Source organism: 'Nostoc azollae' 0708, assembly GCF_000196515.1.
Taxonomy (GTDB): Bacteria; Cyanobacteriota; Cyanobacteriia; order Cyanobacteriales; family Nostocaceae; genus Trichormus_B; species Trichormus_B azollae.
In genome coordinates this window covers 3183305-3208450 of record NC_014248.1, presented here as the reverse complement: position 1 = coordinate 3208450, position 25146 = coordinate 3183305, and the positions used below count along the sequence as shown (strand labels likewise).

General features: G+C 37.4%; 15 protein-coding genes and 8 pseudogenes. 14 read left to right on the top strand and 9 right to left on the bottom strand.

Annotation, left to right across the window (positions count from 1 at the left end):
• The first annotated feature begins 81 nt into the window (after positions 1-81).
• Both AAZO_RS14840 and AAZO_RS14835 read left to right on the top strand, forming a co-directional pair.
• Positions 82-1515: an O-antigen ligase family protein gene (locus tag AAZO_RS14840; RefSeq protein WP_013191870.1), complete on the top strand. Its 1434-nt coding sequence runs from the start codon at positions 82-84 to the stop codon at positions 1513-1515.
• Between the two features lie 120 nt (positions 1516-1635).
• Positions 1636-2514, top strand: a complete 879-nt coding sequence (locus AAZO_RS14835) for an aspartoacylase (protein WP_013191869.1) — start codon at positions 1636-1638, stop codon at positions 2512-2514.
• A gap of 55 nt (positions 2515-2569) precedes the next feature.
• Here the strand turns inward: AAZO_RS14835 and AAZO_RS14830 are convergent, their stop codons facing one another.
• From AAZO_RS14830 to AAZO_RS14820, 3 genes are all read right to left on the bottom strand, one after another.
• Entirely contained in the window at positions 2570-3694 is a 1125-nt protein-coding gene (locus AAZO_RS14830) for a glycosyltransferase family 4 protein (RefSeq protein WP_013191868.1), read from the bottom strand.
• Positions 3695-3794: 100 nt separating this feature from the next.
• The gene (locus tag AAZO_RS14825) at positions 3795-4577 is read right to left on the bottom strand and encodes a PIG-L deacetylase family protein (protein ID WP_013191867.1); all 783 of its coding nucleotides are present in this window, start codon (positions 4575-4577) and stop codon (positions 3795-3797) included.
• A 448-nt stretch (positions 4578-5025) separates the two neighbouring features.
• A complete protein-coding gene (locus AAZO_RS14820) occupies positions 5026-7248 on the bottom strand; it encodes an NHL repeat-containing protein (RefSeq protein WP_041640594.1) in 2223 nt (740 codons plus the stop codon).
• Positions 7249-8107: 859 nt separating this feature from the next.
• On the opposite strand from AAZO_RS14820, the gene AAZO_RS14815 reads away from it, so the two are divergent.
• Positions 8108-9280, top strand: a complete 1173-nt coding sequence (locus AAZO_RS14815; protein ID WP_013191865.1) for a glycosyltransferase family 4 protein — start codon at positions 8108-8110, stop codon at positions 9278-9280.
• 55 nt (positions 9281-9335) lie between these two features.
• Positions 9336-10487: a glycosyltransferase family 4 protein gene (locus tag AAZO_RS14810; protein WP_013191864.1), complete on the top strand. Its 1152-nt coding sequence runs from the start codon at positions 9336-9338 to the stop codon at positions 10485-10487.
• A gap of 87 nt (positions 10488-10574) precedes the next feature.
• Here the strand turns inward: AAZO_RS14810 and AAZO_RS14805 are convergent, their stop codons facing one another.
• Together AAZO_RS14805 and AAZO_RS38520 are read right to left on the bottom strand one after the other, a co-directional pair.
• Positions 10575-10838, bottom strand: a complete 264-nt coding sequence (locus AAZO_RS14805; RefSeq protein WP_013191863.1) for a hypothetical protein — start codon at positions 10836-10838, stop codon at positions 10575-10577.
• A gap of 856 nt (positions 10839-11694) precedes the next feature.
• Positions 11695-12061: pseudogene (locus AAZO_RS38520) on the bottom strand (IS701 family transposase); the annotation flags it as partial.
• Between the two features lie 91 nt (positions 12062-12152).
• Between AAZO_RS38520 and AAZO_RS30630 the strand changes: the two are divergent.
• From AAZO_RS30630 to AAZO_RS14760, 9 genes and pseudogenes are all read left to right on the top strand, one after another.
• Positions 12153-12892, top strand: a protein-coding gene (locus tag AAZO_RS30630; protein ID WP_085940210.1) for an IS5 family transposase whose coding sequence is annotated in 2 segments (ribosomal slippage) — positions 12153-12504 and positions 12504-12892 — 741 coding nt in all. Because the reading frame shifts where the segments join, the coding sequence is not laid out codon by codon here.
• 1231 nt (positions 12893-14123) lie between these two features.
• The gene (locus tag AAZO_RS14790) at positions 14124-14615 is read left to right on the top strand and encodes a DUF2231 domain-containing protein (RefSeq protein WP_013191860.1); all 492 of its coding nucleotides are present in this window, start codon (positions 14124-14126) and stop codon (positions 14613-14615) included.
• Between the two features lie 443 nt (positions 14616-15058).
• The gene (locus AAZO_RS42595; RefSeq protein WP_338026880.1) at positions 15059-15184 is read left to right on the top strand and encodes a hypothetical protein; all 126 of its coding nucleotides are present in this window, start codon (positions 15059-15061) and stop codon (positions 15182-15184) included.
• A 420-nt stretch (positions 15185-15604) separates the two neighbouring features.
• A complete protein-coding gene (locus AAZO_RS38510; RefSeq protein ID WP_228371215.1) occupies positions 15605-16174 on the top strand; it encodes a cupredoxin domain-containing protein in 570 nt (189 codons plus the stop codon).
• An 18-nt stretch (positions 16175-16192) separates the two neighbouring features.
• Positions 16193-17866: pseudogene (locus AAZO_RS14780) on the top strand (cytochrome c oxidase subunit I).
• A 65-nt stretch (positions 17867-17931) separates the two neighbouring features.
• Positions 17932-18600 (top strand): cytochrome c oxidase subunit 3, encoded by a 669-nt coding sequence (locus tag AAZO_RS14775; protein ID WP_013191859.1) that lies wholly within the window; start codon positions 17932-17934, stop codon positions 18598-18600.
• A gap of 100 nt (positions 18601-18700) precedes the next feature.
• On the top strand, positions 18701-18940 hold the full coding sequence (locus AAZO_RS14770; protein ID WP_013191858.1) for a hypothetical protein: 240 nt from the start codon (positions 18701-18703) through the stop codon (positions 18938-18940).
• A 98-nt stretch (positions 18941-19038) separates the two neighbouring features.
• Complete coding sequence (locus tag AAZO_RS14765) at positions 19039-20406, top strand: NAD(P)/FAD-dependent oxidoreductase (protein WP_013191857.1); 1368 nt, start codon at positions 19039-19041, stop codon at positions 20404-20406.
• Positions 20407-20652: 246 nt separating this feature from the next.
• Positions 20653-21325: pseudogene (locus AAZO_RS14760) on the top strand (ATP-dependent Zn protease).
• Between the two features lie 186 nt (positions 21326-21511).
• On the opposite strand, the pseudogene AAZO_RS14755 reads toward AAZO_RS14760, so the two are convergent.
• Both AAZO_RS14755 and AAZO_RS33950 read right to left on the bottom strand, forming a co-directional pair.
• Positions 21512-22199 (bottom strand): annotated as a pseudogene (locus tag AAZO_RS14755) (transposase); the annotation flags it as partial.
• Between the two features lie 35 nt (positions 22200-22234).
• Positions 22235-22480, bottom strand: a pseudogene (locus AAZO_RS33950) (IS701 family transposase); the annotation flags it as partial.
• Between the two features lie 76 nt (positions 22481-22556).
• Here AAZO_RS33950 and AAZO_RS30620 point away from each other — a divergent pair.
• Positions 22557-23824, top strand: a pseudogene (locus tag AAZO_RS30620) (IS701 family transposase).
• A 37-nt stretch (positions 23825-23861) separates the two neighbouring features.
• On the opposite strand, the pseudogene AAZO_RS33945 reads toward AAZO_RS30620, so the two are convergent.
• Both AAZO_RS33945 and AAZO_RS26850 read right to left on the bottom strand, forming a co-directional pair.
• A pseudogene (locus tag AAZO_RS33945) lies at positions 23862-23980 on the bottom strand (ISKra4 family transposase); the annotation flags it as partial.
• Between the two features lie 66 nt (positions 23981-24046).
• A pseudogene (locus AAZO_RS26850) lies at positions 24047-25017 on the bottom strand (IS701 family transposase).
• Between the last annotated feature and the right edge of the window lie 129 nt (positions 25018-25146).

The following is a 25146-nucleotide window of genomic DNA, read 5'->3' as shown; positions in this document are numbered from 1 at the left end:
CTTGCCTTCTGTCAAGTCAATTTTGGATTGACAACTTTAAATTTTAGATCATTCAATCCGAAATCCCAAATTCAAACTTGTATGTTTTCCAAACAGATACTTCCTAATAGTTTTTCACAATCAACCTTTTCTCCACAAGATCGATCTGCACAAAGTTGGATAGTTATTTTCAGCTTCCTATTACTCATCGCAACTTACTACTTTGGTGGTGCAGCGAGCTTATTGCGGATAGTTTTTCCTGCCACATCTTTATTAGTAGCCATATTTTTATACTTGCGTCATCCCATTCTTTACATCGGCTTTACTTGGTGGATTTGGTTTCTCACACCTTTACTCACTCGTTTAGTTGATTATCAGGTTGGTTGGGATCCCACCCGTCAAATGCTCATAGCCCCATATTTAGTGGTATTTGTCACCATTGCCACGTTGCTCAAATACCTACCTAATGCCATCCGTCAAGGTGGTTTGCCTTTTATCTTGGGTGTTATTGGCGTATCCTATGGTGGTTTAGTAGGGTTGATTTTTAATCAACCAGTTCCAGTCATACGCGGTTTTTTAGACTGGTTGAGTCCCATTATTTTCGCTTTTCATTTATTTATGAATTGGCGAGATTACCCTAGCTATCGCCAACACTTTCAGCGTGTATTTATCTGGTGCGTTTTAATTACAGGAGCTTATGGTGTATATCAATTTGTAGCTGCTCCTGAATGGGATCAATTTTGGTTGACAGAATCAAAAATGTTCACCAGCGCTGGTAATCCTGTAGCATTTGGGATGCGGGTTTGGAGTACATTGCACTCACCAGGGCCATTTGGTACCGTGATGCAAACGGGGTTGCTGTTATTATTTACCAGTACAGGTGCATTAATTTTCCCTGCCTCAGCGGTTGGTTATCTATCGTTTTTACTTTCACAAGTACGTACTAGTTGGGGTGGGTGGTTATTAGGAATCATCCTTATTTTTGGTTCAGTGAAAACCAAAATTCAACTGCGCTTAATTACGATCATTTTAGTCATGGCTATGTGTGTCTTACCATTAGTGACTATTGAACCTATTTCCAAAGTTGTGACTACTCGTTTAGAAAGTTTTTCCAACTTGGAAAAAGATGGTAGCTTTAAGGACAGATCAGAAACTTATGATCGGAATCTCAATTTAGCCCTAACTACTGTTCTCGGTAACGGTTTAGGAAATATTTGGAAGGTCAATGAAAAAACTGGACAAATAGAAGTTATCGTCATTGACAGTGGTATTTTAGATATGTTTTTTACTTTGGGTTGGTTCGGTGCTATACCTTATATTACTGGGTTAGTCTTGATGCTGGTCAGTGTGAGCAGGTATACCGAAGGTCGCTTTGATAGTTTTGTCAGTGCTGCTCGTGCTATTAGTATCAGTTCCTGCGCTCAGTTAATTATCTATAGCGGGATGTTGAGTGTGGCAGGTATGATTATGTGGGGATTTTTGGCTATGGCTATGGCAGCACATAAATACTATCAGCATCAAGGAATGAAAATGTAGCTTATATTGCCGTCCTCAATTTTTAGTGAACAACAAGATTCCCGGTTTCTTCAAGAAGTCGGGAATTTGATCCTTGTCAATTTCTAATTTTTATCAAAGTTTTGTCTAGATGAGGTAATTATGAATCCAATCAATCGATTGGCAATTGTGGGAGGAATTCATGGTAATGAATTAATCGGAGTTTATTTAGTCAAAAAATTCCAAAAATATCCCCATTTAATTAACAGAAATAGTTTTGAAAGTCTTGCATTATTAGGCAATCTTCAGGCTATTTTAGCCCGTAGAAGATATGTTGATATTGATTTAAATCGGTGCTTTATAGGAGATAATTTACCAGCTACTAAATCTTCAATTTATGAGGAATTAAGAGCCAAAGAAATTCAAGCAATACTGCAACCAGAAAATCAGGAATTTGTAGATGTAATTATTGATTTACATACTACTACTGCCAATATGGGATTATGTATTATTATTGGTAATATACATCCTTTATTACTTGGACTAGCTGCTTATTTAAGTGCAATTAATCCTTTAGTAAAAGTTTATATTCATCAGCAAGCTAGGAACAGTGGTTTTCTCCGTTCGCTGTGTCAATTAGGTTTTTCTATAGAAGTTGGTGCTGTAGCTCAGGGTACTTTAGATGGGGAATTATTTAAACAAACAGAAAATCTTGTTTATGCAGTCTTAGACTATTTCGAAGATTTTAACAAAGGTAAAAATCCCCTCATTCAGAATAGTGTTACTGTTTATAGAGCTAGTGGTGTGGTTAATTATCCCAGAAATGAAGATGGGGATATTGCAGCTATGATTCACCCCCAACTTCAGTTTAGAGACTATCAACCTCTATATTCTGGTGATCCACTATTTCTAACTTTTGAAAGCAAAGAAATTTTTTATGAAGGAGAATCTACTGTACATCCCATTTTTATTAATGAGGCTGCTTATTATGAAAAAGGAATTGCTATGTATCTCAGCCAGAAGGAACTGATTCATATATAGCAGGTAATAGGGAATAAAAAAGAGGGGAAGTAAATTTGTAAGTAGTTGATAATGGCTACTTACCTATTACTAATTCTCTCGGTTCGATTATTCTGACGAGATTATATTGTCTGGTTAATTCATGGTAAACATTCAATGTTTCTTCATTTACTCGTACGGCGCTAAATCTTTCTAGGTTTTGTTTGGCGCGAAATTTCCATTTCTGCAATTGTTTGGTATCGCTTAGTAATTGGGCCAATGCATTGGCTAACTTTTGACTATTTTTAGGTGGAACTAAAATACCAGCTTGCCGATGATCTAAGGTTTCTGGAATTCCATCTACATCACTGGCGACAATTGCACACCCGGCTTCTCTTGCTTCTGTTAAAACTAAACCAAATGATTCGCAATGTGAAGCTAAAACAAATATATCTGTGGATAACATATAACGTTGAGGTTCTGGTTGAAAACCTTCAAAATGGATACGTTGATGTAATCCTTTATCTCTAAAGATTTTACTATTAATAATAGTCTCAAAAATTACCCGATCTGGCCCATCTCCTACTAGATAAAGATGGGCTTTGGGAAAATCTTTTGCAATCAAATTGAATGCTTCAATTAATTCACCTATTCCTTTACGACTATACATTCCAGCTACAGTGGTGATGGCTGGATGATGGAGTGGGAGGGGTTGGTAATCTTGAATTTTCCTATGTCGAGGACTGTTTAATGTTCCGTTAGCAACTACCCGCAATTTTTTAGCTGGTATACCACGACGGATCATAGAATCACCTACTGCGTGACTAACTGCGATGACGCGATCTGCTAATCCCATTAATACGGCACTACGTTGAAATTCATTATGTACGGTAGAAACTAAACTATATTGACCACTATTTTTGAGAATACCTGCTAACACAACTCCTGTCATCATGTGGGCATGAACAATATCTGGTTGAAATTCTTTGATAATTTCTCGATAGCGCCAAGCAGCTTTGATCATGTTTACTGGTGTGCGCGATTGATCTAATTTAAAGTGGGAAATACCATAATTTGCTAATAATGTTTCATATTCTCCTCCTGCTGATGCCACAGCAACATCAAGACTCTTTTTAGTTTGTAAACAGGCTAAGTCTACTGCCACATTAACAATTCCGTTACCGATTTTTTGGACATGGTTTGTAATGTGTAGGATTCGCATTTAATTTTTCTCCATGGCAATTATTCTAAACAAATATCATGATCCTTATTACTAGATATTTCACCTTGATTCAATTCAGAAATAAGTAAGTTCGCAGGAACTAAGGTTCAGATTTAAAGAAGATTTCTGGTGAATTTAAGAATTGGTTAATAAAGCCACTAGGTAGGGTTTGTATTTGGGAAGGATAGGCTGCGATCGCTTGATTTTTTTTCTCTTGTACTGGTGTAATTGATAACTGATAAGCCGCTGTAATATCCTTTAATTTTAAAAGGATAAATAAGGGAGCTCTCCAGAATACCCAAATCGGATACTGTAGGAGTTCTACCGTAATTTTTGCTTGTGTGATTGCTTCTTTAACCAAATAAAATGTTGCCTCATGATCTTTATGACAATCTTTATGATGAGGAACATAAACTTCTCCTGGTTGATAACGCTTTAGCAATTCGGAAATTTGTTTAATTGTTTGTTCTCTTTCCTCTGCTGTTAAATCTGGTAAAGTGCCATCTGGTTTATCCAAAAAGTAAATTCCCGAAGGCTGTACTCCCAAAATACCTAACGCATTTAAGGATTCTTGTTTACGAATCTGAATAATTTGATTTTGAATATTTAGGTCTGAAGTGTATGAACCTCGTCCATCCGTTAAAAAAGTGACAACTACAGATAGTCCTTGCTCCCTTTTTTGGGCGATCATTCCACCACAACCCAAGGTTTCATCATCTTGATGGGGAGAAAAAACCATTGCTGACTTCTGACTAAATTCTAAGGGCTGACTTCCCCAACGTAAAATCCATCTAGAGAGTAAGTTTGCATGAATATATTGCATTAGGTTTAGTAAATCATTGGGGATGAGTTTTTCTAGTTTAATCAGACTAGTTTTATCCATTTGTTCTTTTTATCTAATACAATTAAATACTTATTTGATACTAATTCAGGTTGGAAATTTTTTAGATTCAATTGAAAATTGACATGAATAAACATTTATTATAACTCATTAAATCAAATCATATTTAAACAAACAACAAGTATTTATTTCTTATAATAATTAAATATGACCCCTCGTATTTATTTTTTCTGTAAATCTGCCTTATCAATATGAAGAATAAATCAGCAGTGACTCAGTAGTTATTTTCTACTTATATGGAAATCCAATTTGATTGCTCAAGCAGGTAATAGAAAAATATTACCAGTAATTAGCCCCACTTACTTAATATGATTCATATTTTGCTGATATTGTGGGAATGAACAATGTATAAAAGATTTTAAATAGGGGCTTAACAATGCCAGAACCCTACAAATTCAGGTTTTCTAGTGAATTTTAGGAATTTTTCTCCTCACATTGAGAAACGGTAAATAATCACCTTTCCGTTCATATTTTCCTCTGCAAACACTAAGTATTCACCATTAGCACGGCGAAAAGCCCGGATACCGTGGGGGATATCAACCCAGCCACTTTCTCCACCAACTTCTGGACCAGGACCGAACTTGAGTACAAGTTTGCCTGTAGCAGTTTTATAGACATAAACTTCTGCGGTTTTCACCGTCACTGCAAACACATAATCACCAGCTACACTGATGGCCGCAGTAGAAACTTCACGCTTCCCAGTAGAATCATAAGGAACTACAGTCCGCCATTTAGGAGTGCGATTTCCTTTACTCCAATTATCAAACCGGGCAATTTCTGATCCTATAACCCTGGTATCATCACCAGAAGCGGGATGTGCTGCTGTGAAACCTGATAAATACATAGTATCTGTTTCAGGAAAATACTCAATATGCCGCAAATCTTTAAACACACTAGGAGTTTTGTGTTTTTGTATTGAAGTATAAGTATAGATGGGATTTCCTTTGCTATCTAATCCCTGTAAAGGATAATGACGAATACCATCTTCAGTTCGCAAAGTTTTCCAAACATCACCTTTAGTATCTACCCACCAACCACCTATGTAGGGATAATCTTCACTGCTGTCATATTCATTTTGATCAAATGCACCATTACCATTTTTATCTCGCCAAATCCATTCACCTTTGGCTGGTTGATAGGGAGGCCAATTACCCTGAATAGATTTACCTTTATCATTAGTTACCACAAATAGCCCCGCAGGAATAGCAATATTACCGTCTGTAGTTGGTTGAAAACGATAAATCTGCAGTAAGCTGCCAAACATATCTGTGAGGAATAAAAAAGGCCTCCCTTGAATACGTCGGAAAATAGGGCCATCTGGGGATGTATGTAAACGAGGATCTTGAGGATATTTAAAAGGATTAAGTGTGTAGACTTTATAAGTCCATTGTTTACCAGATGGTTTACTATAATCTATCAGGTATTTTTCATGCTTGGTGAATACATCTACACCATCACTTTTGGGGTCAGTATCTGCATTATCTACAAATGTTAAACCCAATAATTGCCATTGTTGTTTCCCTGATTCGGAAAATTTTCTTAAATCTGTACCTGATTTATTAAAACCATTATTGTTGATATAGATATTGCCTGTGCTGTCTGTACCGACTCCCGTAATTCCATATAATTTTAAACTTTCAACTTCACCAGGAACACCACTATAGATACCATTTTCAGTCCCTAATGTTCCTACTTGTACAGGCTGATTTTCGATATTGTAAATCAGCACTTGTTGACGGATGCCATTTTCTGCTACTAATAACCTATCTTGTCTGTAAGTTGCGATCGCTGTTGGATCAACCACATCTACAATTTGTTGCGGCAGTTTTTTTCCTGTTTGCGAATAATGGACAATCTGACCAACCATAGTACCTTTTTTAGTTTGAATAATCCACAAATCTCCTTGTGGATCAATGGCTATTCCTCCAGGATTGGTAACAGCGAATTTGCCTATCTCCTGCATTGTTTCAGTATTGTAAATCTGTACAATGTTACCAGCAGCATTACTAATAAATAATTTATCACCTACAGTTGCTAATCCAGTTACTTCATGTTTATCACTGATAATTAACATACTTTTATCCCAGCCATTACCTCCCGGAAAAGGTACAGATTTTCCGGCTAAATTATAACGTCTGACACAGTACCAAATTTTACCTTCTGGTGGATAACCGTCTTTTCCATTATTCATTCCACTTTGGGACATAGCAATATAAATATATTTGCTATTGGCTGTTACTGCTTTACCACCGAGACGATTCCACCCATGAATATCTTCTAGAAAACCCATAACCTTACCATCTTTATATATTCCTGCTTCTCCTCCAGCTTCATCCCAATAACTATTAGTATAAATTTTACCATTAGTTGTTACATACATTGCCTCTACATTATTTTGGACTCGTAATTTACCTTTGCCGATAGTATTACCAAGCCAAGAAGTTTCATAGGTAAATCCAGCTACTGTAGTGGTTTTTGTCGTGGCTGAGTCCATTGTTATACCCACAAATATCACCATTAATCCACAAGTTAGACCGAGTAAAAAATTGAAGGCCATTTTTGTGCCTCCATATCTACTCTGAATTGAATTCCTAATAATTTGATTTAGTTTGTGACTGATATTTTTAATTTGCGAGATAAATATATTTTTCATATAATTGCTCTGATTGCATATTGGCAATTATCATTACTGAAAAAGTTATGGTTGTTCGATTTTGATATATTGCACAATTTCCAACTAATTACAGAGTGTAGGGTCAGCAGGATTGTTATATGTAGTAATGGAGAATTTGTATATGCACCTGTACAAGACATCAATAACCTAACAGATAAATGTTGTTAATTATATATTCTTATCGAAACTTTATAAAGAAAATATATTTCTTTAACACAGCAATTATTAATCAAGAGTAAAGTTTGATTTGCATTGAGAAAGTGTAATGATAAATATCATCTAAGTGAATTTAAATACAGGATTAATAAAGGTTTACCGCTATAAATAGATATACTGATGCAGTAAGTCGTAAATCCTAGAAGGTAGACAGAGAATTATGCACGGAAAACAGAAAATATTGAGCATCTATCCTGATGATTATCCTTTTTTTAAATCAATTATGAGAAGTAACATCTATCATGTGTACAGAATGATCAAAATCATTAAATCGGTATAATTCAAACCAATTTATCCTAGTAACATCACCCATATAAAAATAATTGATTGAAAACTACACTGATGAATGATTTTTTAACCGGACTGACAGTTTAGTCAAGTGATGATTTTGATCATAAATTGAATTTCGATCAAAAATTGGATCACCTGATTCAATTTTGGATTTTGGATTAATTCCACGGATGAATCTGAGGGCTTGTAGATCAAGAGATAAGTGGTCAAACCAAAATACTAAATACAGCCTTGAGAATTTCAACCAGTCAGTAATAGTAATTAAGGGCTGAATGTAAAAAAGTTAATTTTAGTGTGGAAGCAAACTAAATTCCCTAGAGGAGATAATTAGGTGGAAGGTAACAAAAAAGGTTATGAATCAAGTTCTGCATCTATCCTCACATTGGGAACTGGCTGGTTCCCCAAAACCCCAGGAGGATTAGAAAGGTATATTCATGAATTAACTCATAAATTAGCAGACAATCAAGATCAGGTAGAATTATGTGGTGTAGGTTTACCCAGTGAAGCCGAAAATATACCTATTAAGCTAACTAATTTAGCTGATCCAGATAGTCCTATTTGCCAAAGATTGTGGTCAATTCGCACTAATTTTCAGAAAAGCAGATTGGAAACACCAGACGCTATTAATCTACATTTTGCATTATATAGCTTTCCAATTATGGATCTTTTACCTAAAGACGTACCAGTTACTTTTAATTTCCATGGACCTTGGGCTTCTGAAAGTCAAGAAGAAGTTGTAGACCAGAAACTTAGTATTTGGCTGAAATGGAAGTTGATAGAAAAAAATACTTATAATCGATGCGACCGCTTTATAGTTTTGAGTGAAGCTTTTGGCAATATTTTACATCAAAGATATCAAATCCCTTGGAGCATAATTAATATTATACCTGGTGGAGTTGATATTCATCACTTTCAAAATAATCTATCTCGTCAAGATGCAAGATTAAAACTAAATTGGCCGACTAATCGACCGATATTATTCACATCTCGCCGTTTAGTACATCGCATGGGAATCGATAAATTATTGCAAGCATTAGCAATAATCAAACCGAGAATTTCTGATATTTGGTTAGCTATAGCTGGTCGTGGTCATCTTCAGGAAATACTCCAACAACAAGTTCTAGAACTAGGACTAGAAAACAACGTTCAATTATTAGGCTTTTTACCAGATGAAGATTTACCAATAGCTTATCAAGCTGCTAATTTAACTGTAATGCCCAGTCAGTCTTTCGAAGGTTTTGGATTAGCAATTCTGGAGTCCTTAGCATGTGGTACTCCAGTTTTATGTACACCTGTAGGGGGAATGACAGAAATCTTACAAGTATTTTCACCAGATTTAATTACTGATTCTATCACAGTTAAAAGCATTGCAGAGAAATTAGAACTAGCAATCTTAGAAAAGATTCCTTTACCTACTAGAGAAGAATGCCGCTATTACACAATCACAAATTATGATTGGACTAATATTGCTCAAAAAGTAAGGAAAGTTATTTTATCTAGATAAATTTAGAGAGCGACCATAGATAAACACAGATTAATACAAATTGAAAAATAGGATAATGAAAATTTTGTTTTTGGATCAAAGTGGTAAACCAGGTGGTGCTGAGTTATGTTTAATAGATATTGCTAAACCCTATGCGGATAGTTCTCTTGTAGGTTTATTTGCAGATGGTGATTTTAGATCATTACTACAGCAGCATCAAATACCTGTAGAAATTTTAGCTACTCAAGCTATTAAAGTTAATAAAGATAGTGGTTTGTTAGCAGCATTAGGGAGTTTAGGTCAGCTCATACCCCTAATTAATCGAGTAATACAACGTGCCAGGAAATATGATTTAATCTACGCCAATACTCAAAAAGCCTTAGTTGTAGGTGCTATTGCGAGTCTTTTATCTCGTCGTCCTTTAGTTTATCATTTACACGATATTCTCTCCATCGAACATTTTAGCAAAACTAACTTGCGTGTTGCTATTACTTTAATTAATCAGTTTGCTTCCTTAGTAATTGCTAATTCCCAAGCCAGTAAACAGGCATTCTTACACGCTGGAGGAAAATCAAATATTATTGAAGTTGTCTATAATGGCTTTGAATTAAATAATTATCAAATCTCCGCAGAAAGTGTGATGAAAATAAAACGAGAATTAGGTTTACAAGATAAATTTATAATTGGGCATTTCAGCCGTTTATCACCTTGGAAGGGGCAGCATATTTTAATTAATGCACTTGCCCAATGTCCAGACAATATCACAGCAATTCTAGTAGGTGATGCTTTATTTGGTGAACAACATTATGTAAAAGATTTACACCAAAGAGTTACCTCTTTGGGATTAGAAGATAGGGTTAAATTTTTAGGATTTCGTGCTGACATTCCCCAATTAATGACAACTTGTGATTTAGTGACACATACATCAACAGCACCTGAACCTTTTGGCAGAGTTATTGTTGAAGCTATGCTGTGTGGTAAACCTGTGGTCGCGGCTAAAGCTGGAGGGGTAATGGAATTAGTGGAACATGAAATCAATGGTTTTTTAGTCACACCAGGAAACCCACAGGAACTAGCAGAGGTAATTAACAGTTGTATTCATGAGCCGCACAACACTGCAATCATTGCTCAAAATGCTAGAATTAGTGCTAGTTTGCGTTTTGATGTAACAACTATTAATCAGCAGATTGGTAAATTACTGCATTTCTTAGCAAAGAATATACAATAAAGAAATTCCCATAAATACTAATATTGAACACCGTGTCAACTATCAATACTCTACACCCTATTCCCTGCTTATTGGTTCATGTTATATCTACGCTGCTTCTCGCCTTGATAAATTAATATTAACTTCTGGAAATGGCAGTGAAAGTTGTTTCACTGCTGGTACTGCTGCTTCCTCTAAGACGGTTACTTCAATCTTCACACTCACCAAATAACTGCCTGTATCCGCACCCACTGCTTCAGCAATTAATTTGGCAATGTCTGGGCGTTTTCCCCTTAGTGGGTTACTTAATATGTATCGGTCCCATTCATGCTTGGGAGTTGGATTAAGATTGAGAATGTAATGCTTTATCATAAAACTATCCATTGAATCAATCTTCCAAAAGGCTTTTAGAGAGTGGACGCTATAGAATAGGTATAGTATATATATACTATATAACCAAGATCAGATGGAAACCAACAAAACGGATGTATATACTATAAGATATAGAATATAAGAACTAATTACTGGGAGAATTGACTAGAATTCATTGGAGCTAAATAGTAATTACTAATATTAAGTTAGATATACAGGTCATAAACAAGACTAAGTACAAAGTTCCAGTTCTTAGGTTTTTTCTATGGAAAACCTGGTTCAAAATCATTAGACGTCTTGCAGAATTAATTTGATCTTATAAAAGATAACTTTCTTTGTTTTAGCTCAAAATCAGAGTTACACGGTTATGTTTGAATTACCGATCACAAAGAACACTGAAAATACATAAAATCTAAGACTTTCTATCATACCACAGAAACAATTTTTTAATAGGTTTATTGTTCCTTATTGAGAAGGCATCTGAATAAATTTTCCTATCCAAAACTTGTCTTTTTAGGTTTTAGTGCCACTATGAGTACCAAACTAACCTAGTACTGCCGTGAATTCAAACTGGTTCTTTCAGAAGAGCTACCCTAACGAAATTCAAAATATTGCTTCCAGGAGCCTGCGCCAACAAAATGCAAAATGAATACAGCCTGAGCTTTTCAGAGATTTGGAATGGTTGGTTTATTTACGCCGTGCTGTACTAGTAAAAGGGTAGCATCACCTGAATCTTTATCGGGTCGGCATAGGTTAAAGGGGTCTAAATCCCCAAAATTTGTAAGAGATTTCTGAAAAATAATTTTTTTATGCTTTGATGTGAGCAATTAATTTATTAGCCGGACTTCAACAAAAATCAACCCCAAATATAGCCCAAACTGGCTCTATCAGAAGGAAACATGTCCGGATTCAAGTTGAACCAATCAATCAATAGAAAAGATATGGGTGTTCTCAACGCTTCTAAAGCTTCAGTAAAAGTATTCAAAGGTTTCTTAGAGCACCCTTAGTCTTAATCCTCCAGTCCACTGATGGCAAAGAATAAAAGTGTAGGCACAGAAAACCAAAATAAAATGGCGCAGTCAACTACTGTTATCTCCAACTTGATATTCTTTGAATCCTACCCATCCCTTGGCTTCCCTGTAAACAACTTCTACCCAATTTCTTTGAGACTATGTATCAACTATCCATTGGGGTATGACAATTGATGAAGAAACATTGGTAATAAGAGGCTGATAAAGTAAATGTAAAGGGGAGTAGAAAAGGAATGTTGGAATGATAGGATACATCAGATATAGTGTATTTACATAGCTAATCATGGCACGAAAGTCTTACGCCACAGACTTAACTGATATGGAGTGGGAAATCCTAGCCCCATTGATTCCACCAGCCAAAGAAGGAGGGCATCCACCCACAAAAGATATAGGTGAAATATGTAATGCCATATATTTTCATTTGAAAACTGGATGTCAATGGAATATGCTTCCAGGTGACTTCCCGCCAAGGTCAACGGTATATAGCTATTACAGGAAATGGCAGGGCCAGGGGGTTTGGGAAAAATTCAACCATACATTGGGTAGTCAAGTTCGCTCGAAATTAGGTAAATCAACACAACTTACCGCGCTCGCCGCAGACAGTCAGTCGGTCAACACTGACCAAAAAAAGGGGATGTGTATGGTTTTGACGGATGTAAAAAGGTAAAAGGAAGAAAGGGGCAGACTTTAGTTGATAGCCTGGGATTTGTGTTTAAAGTTGTTGTTAGTGAAGCGAATGCCCCAGAACGAATACTTGCTGCCTATGCACTAATGGAACTGCTAGAGGAACCCACAGAATTATTGGAAAAAGTCCAAGTTTTATGGGTTGATTCCGGTTATGACGGTGATAAATTTGCACTTGCAGTTTGGTTCCTGATTCAAGCTCATGTTGAAGTCATAGGACCTACTGAGCAAGAATTTAAAGTTTTACCACAACCCTGGGTAGTAGAAAGAACATTTGGGTGGTTTAACCAATATTATCGTCTAAGCAAGGATTATGAGCGTTTAACACAAATGAGGTAAGGGGCTATATATGCTCTTATGACTAGAATTATGCTACTTCCTCTTCTCTCCTAAACATTTACTTTATAAATCATCTCTTAGTAGTTTTCATTGAGAATGGTCAAATCAGTATGAATATGAAAATTGATCTTCCATGTCCACGGGCTAGAGGAGATGCAAAGTTTGCCAAGACTGTAGAGAAGATCTTAGATAGAATCATGTGCAAAGGATAATCTCTGTCAACAAAGGCTGAAGGTACTTATTTATTGAGTTCCGTCTCTTGATAAATGCTACTATTAGAAAGTATTTGGAGCAAAAATTATGACTATGTCCAGATAATGTCTGCGAAAATCCAAATCTCCACACATATAGATTGGACTGGTCAATGGGAGGTTTTGCTTAACCATAGAGAGAAAAGTTTATACGCAGTAATTTTTCTGCGTCTTATAAGATTATTTAGAGTTAGTCGGTGAAACAGATAATGAACTTCTGTAGAAAACCCGCAGATTACTGTCTTGTGAATGTTAATCGTTAGTTGAAAATGCGATCGCTAATTCAGTTTTCTCTCAAATTCTCTTTCCTAGTCTCAACAAGCACAATATTAACGGGATCTAACAGAATTTACGTATTTTCACTCTCGAAAATCTCCTAGTTGATGATTTGATTCGCTATGTAGATGAAGATGCGATGGGTAAATCCCAAGAAGCCTATTCTCGGATGGTTTCAGTCGGACAATAAGGAAGGAATTACATAATGGTAGGCGGGAAACTTTAGAAATTAGCCCCAAAACCTCTTCACTCTTGCCTTTTGCCTCTTGACTTGTCATAACGACAATTTTTAACGCCCACCTACTTATTTCCCAAGTAAAGAATCGATTACCTAGAATTTTCTGGTTTTTTAACAGAGCAAAATATAAAAAAAGCAGATGCAGATCATGAAAATAAAATAAATAGGTAGAGATAAATAACCATAACTATCTAACAAAATGTAAATTACTTGAATCCCTTGGGATTGCCTGGTTCCGCTTTGCTGCATTCGCCATGACATAGTTATAAATTTTCCCGCCCACCTACTTTACTTATTTTGTTTTTAAATCTCTCTTAGGAGAGTATTCTTTGTTGGATTTTTTAGATAAGAGTTAGTAGTAATAAGTTTGTGGAGAGCAATTTTAAAATTTAAACCTCAATAATGAATTTTGTTTTGCTCAAAATTAACTGATATTATATCGTCTGGTGATCGCCAGAAGTAAGCGATGTTCCCTCTCCCTCTTAATAGCCAAAATCTCCCATACTCCGACCCCATACACCCGATTGTTGTCCATTTTGTAGCGATGGTGTTTTTCTCATTTATTTGTGATGTGGTGGGTTATTCCACGCGCAATGCACGTTTATTTGAGGTTGGTTTCTGGAATGTGTTTATGGGTGCGATCCCTATTTTTGCAGCCATGATTTTTGGACAGTTTGAAGCAGGGCTGGCACAAGTTTATCCAGCAGTCCAGCCCATACTTAATTTTCACACAGTCATGGGTTGGTCACTTACGGCGATCGTTGCTGCTATTACAGCTTGGCGGGTTGTGATTCACAATCGCAACCCGCTAAAATTGCCTCCTGCTTACCTCGGTGTAGCAACCTTTTTAATTGGTCTAGGAGTAATCCAAGTGTATTTGGGGAGCAACCTATTTTGGGTATACGGATTACACTTTAAGCCTGTCGTTGAAGCGATGAAACAGGGAATATCGTCATGAACTCACAGCTAATTGACTAATTAGGATTGAGGTTAGATGCTAATAGACTACCCTAGGAAATTCCCATGCACCCGCAGTTGGTGCATCTGATATTGCGTTTGTTTATAATCAATATCTTAGTTTGACCAGGAGCTATTTTTTCCATATAACGACCAATCTTCAAATTTTTGGGTCTTCCCGCCATCCGTTCTGGTTTCTTCGACGTTGGTCGGTAGATCCTTCTGTGGGCGGCTATTGTGATATTTTTTACTGTCGCCTTTGTTTTTTTCGAGTTACTGCTGACAAAACCACTAGTTAATCAAAAGAGTAATTGGGGGTTGAGCGTTTAGTGGACAATGCTTTTGCATGGTTTAGGTGGTGTTTTACTGCTAGGGGTTATCGTTGCCATAAACGTGTGGAGAGCTTTGTAACGCTACGATTGGCGCAATAATGCTTCTAGATAAGTGCAGTGGAATTATTTGTTAATAGGCATTGTGATGTTCGGTATGTTGTATTTCCACAGAACTTTAGGGGCACAATTAGGGGAGGAGTTTAGCATTCACGTTACGGCGGCTAAATTACTTCAATAGGGCGCAAACCCGCATTTGCTGCTCAAATAATTAAACGAGAAGCATTCTGAGTTTATGGTTAGATGTTTAGAATATTTACTAATAGCTGGTTGTATTGCAGTGCTGCTTGTTATCAGCCATTGGATTGGGCAGTTGGCGTATCCTTCGATGCCGCTTGAAGCTACAGCAGAAGCACAAACAGTCCATAGTTTATTTAGCTTCTTACTTTCAATCGGAGCATTTATTATCCTTGGGCTTGTAGGCATGATCCTGTACTCGGTACTTTTATTTCATGCACCCAAAAATGACTACAGCTAGGGACACTCATCTAGAGGTGATGATATCAAGCTAGAAATCTGATGGACGGCGACTCCAACCTTACTACTGCTGTGGATTGCTTTCCAAGGCTTCAATATTTATCAGCAATTAAATATTCTAGGTTTGAGGCAAATCCTACATTTGCATACACTCCCAAAATCAGAACCGGCCTATGCCGTAGCTAGTGATGATAAACGGAAACCAGCATCTGAAACTATTGAGGTTTTTGTGAAGCAATGGGATTGGTCTTTCCGCTATCCAAATAATATTACTGGCGATGAATTACATCTGCCTGTAAATCTTCGCACTCCTCTCAATATGCACGCTAAGGACGTACTCCATAGCTTTTACGTCCCTGAGTTCCGGTTACAGCAGTATATTATGCCTGGACCCAACATTAACCTTATAGTTACACCCAAACATATCGGCAGACATAGGTTGAAAGATGCCTTATTCAAGGGTACTTACTTTACTTTGATGGGTGCCAATATCCAGGTTGAATCCCTGGAGGAATATAACCAGTGGCTTACGAAAACTGAAAAAGAACCAAAGATGAGAAAAAATCAGGCATTAGCAGAGTATAGCCAATCACCAAAAACATGGTTTAAGACTGGCTGGTACACTGTCGTACCTTATCAAAGAGCGATCGGGCGGAGCGCACTGCCTACGGCAGTGTCAAAGGAAAATACCTAATAAATATTACATACTGATATGGACAATATCATTGGATATAGAGAATCCTCAACATCTCAAAACGAGCCTGAGAATAACTGGCGAAGATACTTCAGCTTCAGCACTGACCATAAAGTGATCGGCGTTCAGTACATGGTGATGTCTTTCATTTTCTTCTTGGTTGGCGGCCTGTTGGCAATGGTCATCCGTGCCAAACTCATTACGCCTCAGTCCAATGTAGTAGATCGTCCCCTTTACAACGGCTTGTTCACCTTGCACGGGACAATTATGATTTTCTTATGGATTATTCCATTCAATGCAGGTATTTCTAACTACCTAGTACCCCTCATGATTGGAGTGCGGGATATAGCTTTTCCTCTACTCAACGCCATCTCTTTTTGGATGATTCCACCAAGGGGTATTTTATTGCTATCTAGCTTCTTGCTGCCCAATGGTACGGCGCAGTCCGGCTGGTAGATATGACCACCAGCCGGACTGCAAATTCCTCCTGGTCAACCAATAAATGGGGAATTGATTTGGATTATCAGTTTAGTAATCATCGGCATCTCTTCAATTATGGGGGCTGTTAACTTCGTAACAACCATTTTTTGGATGCGCGCCCCAGGAATGACCTTCTTCCGAATGCCCGTTTTTGTTTGGTCAGTTCTCAGCGCCCAGTTGTTGCAACTAGTTAATTTACCTTCCCTAACAGGTGCATTAATCCTGCTCTTATTTGACCTCAATTTTGGGATGCAATTCTTCAAACCTTTAGAGAATGGCGACCCGATCATTTACCAGCATCTATTCTGGTTTTACTCCCACCCCGCAGTTTACATTATGACGCTACCAGCCTTTGGTATTTTTGCGGAAGTTCTGCCAGCTTTTTCCCGTAACCCCTTATTTGGTTATCGGTCATTAGCTGTCGCCTCTTTAGGCATTGCTGTAGTTAGTATTTTTGTTTGGGTACATCATATGTTCACCAGTGCTACACCTAGCTGGATGCGGATCTTATTTATCGTGACATCAATTTTGGTTGCCGTGCCTACAGGTGTGAAAGCATTTGGTTGGACTGCTACAATTTGGAAAAGCAAACTGCATTTAGAGACACCCATGCTGTTCGCTATGGGAGGTGCAGCCATGTTTCTGCTTGGTGGTGTCACTGGAGTGATGTTGGCAGCAGTACCATTTGATATCCACGTCCATAATACTCACTTTATAGTGGGATACTTCCACTACATTGTTTTTAACACCATCACAATGGCAATTTTTACCGCCATTTACTTCTGGTTTCCGAAGATTACCGGACGGATGTACCCCGAAGGTTGGGGCAAATTGCATTTTTGGTTAACCTTTATCAGTGCTAACCTTACGTTCTTTCCTATGCTTCCAGTAGGTTTACAGGGAATGGTACGGCGAATTTCCTCTTATGACCGACGCTATCAAGGATGGAATGTTATTGCTAGTCTAGGCGGCTTCTTGTTGGGAGTATCTATATTACCTTTTATTGGTGGCAATATGGTGGGTTCCTGGCTATACGGCACAAGGGCAGTCAACAATCCTTGGCATGCCACAGGATTGGAATGGACAACCACCTCACTACCTCCGCAAGATAACTTTGATGAAATTCCGGTTGTGAAAAGACCACCTTGTGATTACGGTTACCCTAAATACTCAGTGATAGAACCTCCTGACTATCATCAGCTAGAACACTAAGAATAAGGTACTGTATCTGGGATAAAAATTTTACTTAAACTATATAACTATATAACTATATAACTATGACCCGTTGGGTAATTCATGTAGATGAGAGTCCTATCCCTTTGGAACGCTGGTGGCGATACCTACCAAATTGGCTAAAGCGTTTCCTAGCAATTCGTGGTGGACGTGCTAAAAACCATCATGGTAAGGGTATGTTCGGGTTTACCGTGTTCCTGCTATGGGAAAGCATGGTTTTCTTGAGTTTTATCTTCACTTATGTTGCCCTGCGATTGACACATTCACAGAATTGGCTACCACCTGGTGTTTCCGGTTCAAAATTGTCTACCTTTGTGATTATTAACACGGTGGTGTTACTCTCCAGTAGCTTTGTCATTCAACCAGCAGAAAATGCTCTCAAGCACCATCAGCTAAATAAATTCCGTTGGCTTTGGTTGATGACAATTTGCATGGGAAGTTACTTCTTAATTGGTCAAGGAATTGAATGGAGTCAACTCGGTTTTAGGTCAACTACAGGATTAGTTGGTTCAACATTTTACGTATTAACAGGTTTTCATGATTTACACGTTATTAATGGTGTAATTCTCCAGATAATTATGCTTTTCCGTTCCTTAATTCCAGGTAATTACAACAAAGATCATTTTGGTGCAAGTGCAACGACTCTATTTTGGCATTTCGTTGATATAGTTTGGGTGTTCCTCTTCTCAATTCTCTACTTGTGGCAGGCTTAAAAAGTTAGTATTCAAAATACTCTACGGAAAGTAAGCTACAAAATAGTCAGAACCGCAGGCTTACGCTAACAAGGCAAGAACTATTTTTAGGAGTAATTTTATGAACTTATTAGCACAAGAACTACCATTGCCAAAATCAATTCAAGCAACTCCAATACCTGGTAAAAACCAAGACCCACTTATTGCACATAATTTACAAAAAGAGCAGTATGTTGGCATTATTGGATTAGCGATCGCTCTGGTTACGGCTGTGGGATTTTTTAGCCGCAGATTTGAGTACGCTATTGTATTCGCTCTTGTGCTTAGTGCTATTATCATTGCTTTCTTCTTATCGGTATAGCAAATTAATCATTAATCATTAGTCATTTGCTATTTTCCTCCGCGTGCATGTTCAGAAGAGATCTAAATCTGTAAAAATTTCACCCTTGAGGAGTTTTTATGAACAGCCCAGTTTATCAGACTGTGATCGTCGGTGGTGGTTTTACCGGTCTATTTACAGCCTTACACTTAGCTCACGAACACTATCCTCGCTCTGTGATCTTAATTGATAAAAATAAACGCTTTTGTTTTAAGCCATTACTTTATGAATATTTCGATGGAGAAATGAATAGCTCTCAAGTAGTACCACACTTTTCGGAATTACTTAAATGTAGTGGTGTCATTTTTGTTCAAGATATAGTACAGTCAATAGACCTGCATCAATCGGAAGTCGAATTAGCTTCTGGGAATTCCTACAAATACAGTAACTTAGTATTAGCTTTGGGGAGCGTTACTGGCTATCCTCACGTTGAGGGTGCTAAAGAAAATGCCTTTCCTTTTTGGACACAAGCTGATGCGATCGCTCTTGACCGACATTTACGTGACTGTTTACAAAAAGCCATCCAAACAGAAGATGTAGAACAACGCCGCAAACTATTAACAGTAGTTATAGTTGGTGGTGGTCCTTCTGGTGTAGAAATGGCAGCGACTTTAGCTGATTTTCTCCCACATTGGTATGGCGTATTAGGCGGTAGTTCTGCGGAAATCCGTGTGATTCTTCTCAATCATGGTCAGAAAATTCTTGATGGCGATATTAACGATCCGTTGCGTCCAATTGCTGAGACAGAATTACAAAAACGGACTGTAGAAATTGGAATTATTCTGGAAGCAGAAGCCACTGTTGTTCATCCTAACGCGGTGGAATATAAGAGCCATGGTGAAGTAAGAAAATTGCCAACGTATACCACAATTTGGACGGCTGGCACTTCTACCCATCCTCTGATCCAAGACTTACCAATTCCGCAAGAACATCGGGATCATCATCGCCGTCCCCTAGTCACTCCCACAATGCAATTGCTTGATTTTCCAGAAGTATTTGCAGGTGGTGATTGTGCAGCAGTTCAGAATAGTTCGCTACCACCTACAGCACAAGTAGCTTATCAACACGGAGCAAATATTGCTCGGAATTTGACAGCACTTGCTCTAGGAAAAGACCCAAAACCAGTTAAGGTTGACATCCGGGGAACTATGTTGAAGTTGGGCCTCAATGATGCGGCTGCTAACTTATTCAATATTTTTGAAGTTGCAGGTGAACCCGCGCATTTAATCCGTCAAGGGACTTACTTAACACTACTACCAACACCAATTCATAACTTTAAAGCTACTACAGAATGGCTGGATGAAGAAATTTTTCATCATCATATTAACCCCCGCAATTTGGGTCAGGAACTTGTCCATGTGATGGAACTGGTTGGTGCTGGAGTTGTTGGTGTTTTAGTGGCGAGAAAATTATTAAGAATGTTGGGTAATGAGGGGAAAAGGGAATAGCTAATAGTGATTGGGGACTTGGAAAAAACTTTTAGTCTAGATCTAATCCTCAATCTTTGATTTCCAATATCCAACAAGGTATAATTTTCTCATCAATAAAGTATACAGTAGATTGCAGATCAATGAGGTATAAAATCTAAATTGAAACCTAGACAGCAAGAGACTTTTACTCCTCAATCCTGCTGTAACTTTATTACATTTAATTAAATATTCAGAAATTTAAACAACTTCCTTAGGAAACTAACTATGAATCAAGCTGCTATCAATCTCATTGCTGTATTCGTATTCTTGATAACGCTTTCCACTTTGTTGGAACCATTAATACATCTGTCCCCAACTATCCCAATTTTAACTATGGTGGGGTTTTTGGGTATCGCTACCTTGGATAATTTCAGCTTTCAAGGAAAAGGAGGAATGATAGTATTAGATTGGTTAGCGCGATTTTCTCCAGAAAATCCCGATCGCATTTTACATGATGAAACAGGTCATTTCCTCGTCGCTCAACTGCTGGGTATTCCTGTCACTGGCTATACTCTCAGCGCGTGGGAAGCCTGGAAACTAGGACAACCAGGACAAGGTGGAGTGACTTTGGAAGATAGCGAAATTATTGCACAACAGTTGGAAAAGGGCAAGATAGGTGTTTCTATGGTAGAACTCTATTGTAATATTTGGATGGCGGGAATTGCCGCAGAAAATGTGGTTTTTAAATCTGCTGAGGGTGGTGGTGATGATAAAGCCAAGTTAAATCAGTTTTTGCAAGCTTTGGGTTTTGAGGAAAAGATTTTTGAACAAAAACAGCGTTTTTATTTGCTCCAAGCTAAAAATTCTGATTCAGGACAATTGGGATAGTTATCAAGCTTTAGTGGAAGCAATGAGAAAAGGTGTTTCGGTTGCGGAGTGTCAAAAAGCTATAGGTTAGTGAGAAAGCTTTACTTAATTAAAGGCTTACTCAAGAGGTAGGAATCATGAACTAAATAATCATAAATGAAACTAAATAGGGTTTGCTGAAAAGGTCATCAAAAGGCAAGAGAAGAACTGACTAAATTATCAGACAGGGAAAAAGATAAGTTTTCGTGGGCTGCGATTATCCAAAACTTAATTTTCATTAATGAGAAAGGTGAAAAAAGATGTGGTTTTGAAAAATCGCCATAAAAAGACACAAAAAAAGGTGTAAGAGAAGAGTAGCAAGATTCATAAGTAAAAAAGAAATAGCAATTGCAGTTAAAGGAGTATGAGAAAGTTGAGCCATCACTGTCCCAAGGCTAAATCTTCGTTTAGCCTGTCCGAATTCACGCTCAATACAGTTACGAATTCTCTCGTCCCTTAAAGCTTGTTTCTTCTTTTCTTTACTGACGTCTTTAGGTGGTCTTCCTTTCGGAAGACCACTTGTTCTAATACCTCTTTGTTTACACCAAGCACGGTTGTCTCTATTCCGATAAACTTTATCAACATGAACTGGTTCAGGATAATACCCCGTGTAGGTTCTGAATGCTTCAACTTGTGGTTTTAAGTCTTCTGATTCGTTAAAACTATCCCAACTTATGCGGTCTAGAAATACATAGGCGTCAAAATAAAGAGCTGAAAACTTTACCCCAAACTCTACGGCTGTTCCTGCTTTTCCACGGACAATCGGACGAATGTGTGGTTGACTTAAACTGACAATCCAGTTTTCTATACTCTGTTTTGTATTTTCATATAACCACAGTTCTTGACGGTAAACTTCTGCTAATACTAGCAACATCTTAATATTGCCTATTACTCAGTTTTACTAGTGATACACCCAAATATATTAGCGGGACGTAAACAAAAATCAAGCGCAAATGTGGCCCTAACTGGCTTGATAAGAAGGAAACACATCCGGATTCAAGTTGAAACAATCAATAAATAGAAAAGATATGGCTGTTCTCAACGCTTCTAAAGCTGCAGTAAAAGTATTCAAAGGTTTCTTAGCCCACCTTGGTCTTAATCCTCCAGTCCACTGATGGCAAAGAATAAAAGTGTAGGCACAGAAAACCAAAATAAAATGGCGCAGTCAACTCTTATTATCTCGAACTTGATATTCTTTGAGTCCTAACGGGACTTAAACGAAAGTTAAGAGTAAAAAGGAGTATAATGCAATTTTGGTGTAGCTTTCACGTTAAAAGAAGCTGATGAGAGAAACCACTGCCGTAGCAATGGCACGATGGTTTAAAAGATGGTGTCATTTGATGATATATTTACTCATAAAGCGCAAACAAGAGAGTTTAGACATGATTTAGGGGCATGATTGGGTAAAAGTGAGAGAAAAAACCTATTTAAAATGGCAGAGAATACCCTAGGCGTGACTTACCACCGATTACACCACTTTTTAACTGAAGCACCTTTTTTAACTGAAGCACCTTGGTCCAGTTCCCAACTCAATGACCGTCGGTTAGAGATTATGAACAAGTGTAGTCAGAGGAGAATCACCAGAGGATTTAGCTTAATAATTGATGATTCTCTCCATAGAAAAAGGGGGAATTTTAGGGATGGAGTAGGAAGAAAATATATTGGAGAAATTGGGAAAAGGGATAATGGAATAGTAGTAGTAACAACACATCTATATGATGGCAGTTAAGGCTTACCATTAGATATAGAGTTATATCACCACGGCGATTCTTTAGCCAAAGGGAAACAAGACCCTCTATTTGAGAAGAAAGAAGAAACCTGAGTTAGGAATTAAATTAATAGATCTGACCTTAAGCCGTGGTAATCAACCAGGAATAGTAATTATAGATCCTGGATATAGCCACAATAGGTCTTTCTTATTAAAGATAGAAAATCGGCGTTGAAAGTATTGAGGAGGATTAGCTAAACATCCCAAAGTCCTTGCCAGTGACTAAGAGGATAGTCCACAAATAATTAGGTTAGATAAATTAGCACAAAGTTTACCCCAATAGGCTTTTACAGAAATTCAACTGGAGTTAGATAAAACCAAAACATTATGGGTAGTAACTAAAGAAGTAGAAATATCAGCCTTAACTGGAAAGGGTAATATTGCTGTCGTCATCAACACTTCTACTTTCTGTCAAGCAACTGATATTGACTACTTTATGCCCAATATTTCTTCATCAATTATCACACCCCAATGGATAGTTGATAGATATTCTCAAAGAAATTGGCTAGAGGTTTTTACAGGGAAGCCAAGGGATGGTTAGGACTTAAAGAATATCAAGTTGGAGATAACAGCAGTTGACTGCGCCATTTTATTTTGGTTTTTTGTGCCTACACTTTTATTCTTTGCCATCAGTGGACTGGAGGATTAAGACCAAGGTGGGCTAAGAAACCTTTGAATACTTTTACTGCAGCTTTAGAAGCGTTGAGAACAGCCATATCTTTTCTATTTATTGATTGGTTAAACTTGAATCTGGACGTCTTTCCTTCTTATCAAGCCAGTTAGGGCTACATTTGGGTTTGATTTTTGTTTACGTCCCGTTAACTAAATTGCAAACTCCATCATGACCATCGCCCAAACAGCCAAGGGGGTTAACCAAAGACTGGCTATCACATAATCAACTAATGATTGGTTGTTATCAATAAATACGCCATAATAAATTCTAGGACTGACGCAACTGGCACAAATAGGGGGAGGGATGTAGCCCTGGCACGCAACACATTGAACTCAAACCAAGCACATAGGAAGACTTGGGCATTTTAGTTGCTGAGTTAAATAATTAGAAAGCAATCTATGCTTGATTTGATAAACAGTTTAACCAGTTTGATAGGCTAAATTCTTCAATCTAATCCAAATCAATATTGCACAAGCAATATTATTTCTTTGAAACCTAGGTTTACGACATTGACAAGATTAAATGCCAGTTATTTGTTGAATCTCTCGGTGAAAATCCTCGATTTCCTAACGAATTTTACATACCTCTTGTACAACATTCGTAGAACTTTGAGATAAATCCTTAGTAGCGACATAATCCGTTCTGTTGGTAGAAACAGCAACCCGGAATAGTTTCACTTTTTTCTGAGCGGGAAACCACTTAATTTTCATAATTTTACCACATTCTAACTCTTCAGTACTCCATTCTTCTAATAATTCAATAGGTTTATCTTTTTCTTTGGCAAATGTACCATCAACTAACCGATTTTTTTTTAGGGCAATCATGAATTTTGTCTAAATTATCAATCAATATACAGCATTAAACTGTTTACCGCATACCATGTGTCCATCAAAACCCTATCAAAGGGGAAAAGCTGATGATACACCAGGTTTTGCAGCATATCTTTCACATGGTCTATCTTGGTTTTACCATCCACATCAGGATTAAAACCGCGGTAATCTATTACCCCAAATCTTTGAAGTTTAGTATTCACATATACACAACTGACTACACCAATTCCTTGGAGTATGCCATGTTCATTACCACTATATTGTCTCCTCACCATCTCTATTTCTTCAGAATATCTTTTGTCTAAAACACTATCATCAAATATGATGTACCCATTACCATCAGGTTCTACTACCTCTTTCACCTTATCCCATAGTAAACGAGATGTTAACTTTTCGGTTTTTAAATAATAGTTAATTGCATTATAGCTAATACTTTCTAAATGCTCTACTAAATTAGTAATTGTATAATTAATTTGACTACTTCATAAGTATTGCTAGTAATCAAGTTTAGTAAATCTCATGACCGTCAGCAACATTTATCTAATACAATCTCCTACCTATTTTCTCATGAATATTTGAATAATGTTTCCTGTTGCAGCTAC